Raw genomic sequence first — 3,099 nt, forward strand, 5'->3', positions numbered from 1 at the left:
GGGTCGGTGGCGACCGCTCGCCTCGCCAGCATAATCAAAACTGGGTGAGGACAATTGTCATGAAGATCCAGATCATGGGCGCGGCGCTCGCTGCGATGTGTACTGGAACAGTGTTCGCGCCGGCGGCGTCTGCAGGGCCGGACCCCTATATCGGTGAAGTCGCAATCTATCCTTACAATTTCTGTCCGCGCAGCTGGATGCCGGCGCACGGCCAGTTATTGCCGATTTCGCAGTATTCGGCGCTGTTCTCCCTTTACGGGACCACTTATGGCGGAGATGGGCGCACAACGTTTGCGCTCCCTGACCTGCGCGGGCGCGTCATTGTCGGGACCGGGCAGGGGCCTGGTCTGAGCGACCGGCGCTGGGGCGAGACATTCGGATCTGAAACAGCCACGCTGAGCGTTGAGAACCTGCCGGCCCACAGCCATGAAGCCACCGCTCGTGCGAGCAAGGGTGCGCCGGACACGCCTTCGCCCGCGGGCGGATCGGTTGCCGATTTCGGAACGGATGGCACTGACGCTTACGGGTCTGCTTCACCTGAGACAGCGATGGCGCCGGGCACGGTCGTGGTCTCCGAAACGGGAGGCGGCGTTCCGGTCAATATCATGCCGCCATCTGCGGCGATCCAGTACTGTGTTGCGATCCAGGGCCTCTATCCCTCGCGGAACTAGACCCAATCAGAACCAGCGCTACATGACCTGCAAGACCATCGTCTTGCGGGAATCCTGCGCTTTCGGCAGCTAAATATTCGACTGCAACTTGCCCTTCCGCGCTGCTTCCGTTAGACGGCCATATAAACATATAAAGGATCATTGATATGTCCAAAGACTACGCTGTAGCAGACATCTCCCAGGCCGAGTTCGGCCGCAAGGAAATCGCCATTGCAGAAACCGAAATGCCGGGCCTGATGGCCGCGCGCGAAGAATATGGCTCCGAGCAGCCGCTGAAAGGCGCGCGCATCGCCGGCTCGCTGCACATGACCATCCAGACCGCCGTTCTGATCCAGACGCTGGAAGCGCTTGGCGCCGAAGTGCGCTGGGCCTCGTGCAACATCTATTCGACGCAGGACCATGCCGCCGCCGCGATCGCCGACGCTGGCACACCGGTCTTCGCGCACAAGGGCGAGACGCTGGAAGAGTATTGGGACTTCGCAGACAAGATCTTCGAATGGCCAAATGGCGAGACGGTCAACCTCATTCTCGATGATGGCGGCGACGCGACCATGTATCTGATCATCGGCGAGAAAGCCGAGAAAGACCCGTCCGTGCTCGACAATCCAGGTTCTGAAGAAGAGGTCGCCCTCTTCAAGCAGATCAAGAAGCGTATCAAGGAAAGCCCAGGCTGGTTTGCCCGCATCAAGGCTGGCATCAAGGGCGTGTCCGAAGAAACGACGACCGGCGTGAACCGGCTTTACCAGCTGGAAAAGCGCGGCGAGCTGCCTTTCCCGGCGATCAACGTCAATGACAGTGTCACCAAGTCGAAATTCGACAACAAGTATGGCTGTAAAGAGAGCCTCGTCGACGCGATCCGCCGCGGCACGGACGTGATGATGGCCGGCAAGACCGCTTTCGTCGCCGGCTATGGCGATGTCGGCAAGGGCTCTGCGGCCTCGCTGTCAGGCGCCGGCGCCCGCGTCACCGTCTCCGAAGTCGACCCGATCTGCGCCCTGCAGGCGGCGATGGACGGATATGACGTCCAGACGCTCGACGACATGGCCCCGAAAGCCGACATCTTCGTCACCGCAACCGGCAACAAGGACATCCTCACCGTCGATCACATGCGTTCGATGAAGGACATGGCGATCGTCTGTAATATCGGCCACTTCGACAATGAAATTCAGGTCGAAGGCCTGCGCAATTTCAAATGGGACAATATCAAGCCGCAAGTCGACATGATCACCTTTCCGGATGGCAAGCGCATCATCCTTCTGTCCGAAGGCCGTCTGGTGAACCTCGGCAATGCGACGGGCCACCCGTCCTTCGTAATGTCGGCGTCTTTCACGAACCAGACGCTGGCCCAGATCGCGCTGCACAAGAATGACGGGGAGTACAAGAACTCGGTCTACACGCTGCCGAAGCATCTCGATGAGAAGGTTGCCCGTCTTCACCTCAACAAGCTGAATGTTGGCCTGACAGAGCTGTCCGAAGAGCAGGCCGACTATATCGGCGTGACGCCGGAAGGCCCTTATAAGCCAGAGCACTACCGCTACTAGGCTGATGCTATAGGTGAAATTTCACCGATCGGCTTTGCCGGATTTCAAGCCCTCCGTGGTCAGGTCCCTGCCTGATCACGGAGGGTTTCTTCATGGGTCTTATGGCGCGGCTAGTGCTCGTGACGCTGACAGTGCTGCTGTCATCCTGCTCAGAGGCGATGCTGAAAGCCGAGAGCAATGGACGGCAGATCCCGCCGGATTATCCGCTCATGGTGGCGAGCGGCGCTGATCCGGCCATCCTGCAACAGGTCTCGGGCGGCCAGCCCAATCTCGTCAACTCGGGCGCGCCAACAGATTTCGAATTTGTCGATGCCGATCCGAATTGCCGGATGCCGCGCCCGTCCAGCCGGGCGAAGCTGGCCTTCGTCTACACCTATGGCGGCGGAGAAAAAACACCCCTTCAATATGTGGCTGATAGCAAGAACGCAGGGCAACTTCAGTCTCGTATAGACCGGCAACGCCTGATCGCCGGGTCGATGTCGGATTCCAGTTTCGAACAGTCTGCGATGGCGAGCCAGGCCGCCGCGTTTGCGCGCGGTAATTCAGTGGAATGGGTGACACGTATCGATGTGCTCGTGACCGAGACCGATGCGCCCGTATTCCTTGTCCTCACTTCCTACAATGCGGTGATGTGGAACATCCAGACGGCGTCCGGCGCGGACATCGACGGGATCATCGTGAGCGCATATGAAGGCGGCGCGATCGCCAATGGTGTCGATGAGCGGCGCACAGGTTTCATGGGGTTCCGCGGTGCGCCGAACCTGAGCTGCTACCTGAAAGGGCAGGGCCAGCCGGCGACTGTCGAGACACGCATCGCCGGGGCCAAAGAGCTCAATCCGGATTTCGATGCGTCGCGATACCGCGACCGCTGGGCGGAAGAATACAAG

3 protein-coding genes are annotated in these 3,099 nt (G+C 59.8%); all 3 read left to right on the top strand.

The window, feature by feature from the left end; translation table 11 throughout:
* The coding region (locus WA989_RS18020; protein WP_424341852.1) for a phage tail protein at positions 1 to 671 on the top strand (671 nt) is incomplete at its 5' end.
* 140 nt (positions 672 to 811) lie between these two features.
* On the top strand, positions 812 to 2,212 hold the full coding sequence (gene ahcY / locus WA989_RS18025) for an adenosylhomocysteinase (RefSeq protein ID WP_424341854.1): 1,401 nt from the start codon (positions 812 to 814) through the stop codon (positions 2,210 to 2,212).
* Between the two features lie 92 nt (positions 2,213 to 2,304).
* On the top strand, positions 2,305 to 3,099 hold a 795-nt coding region (locus tag WA989_RS18030; RefSeq protein WP_424341853.1), incomplete at its 3' end, for a hypothetical protein.

This window comes from Henriciella sp. (assembly GCF_049649345.1).
In the GTDB taxonomy this organism is placed as follows: Bacteria; Pseudomonadota; Alphaproteobacteria; order Caulobacterales; family Hyphomonadaceae; genus Henriciella.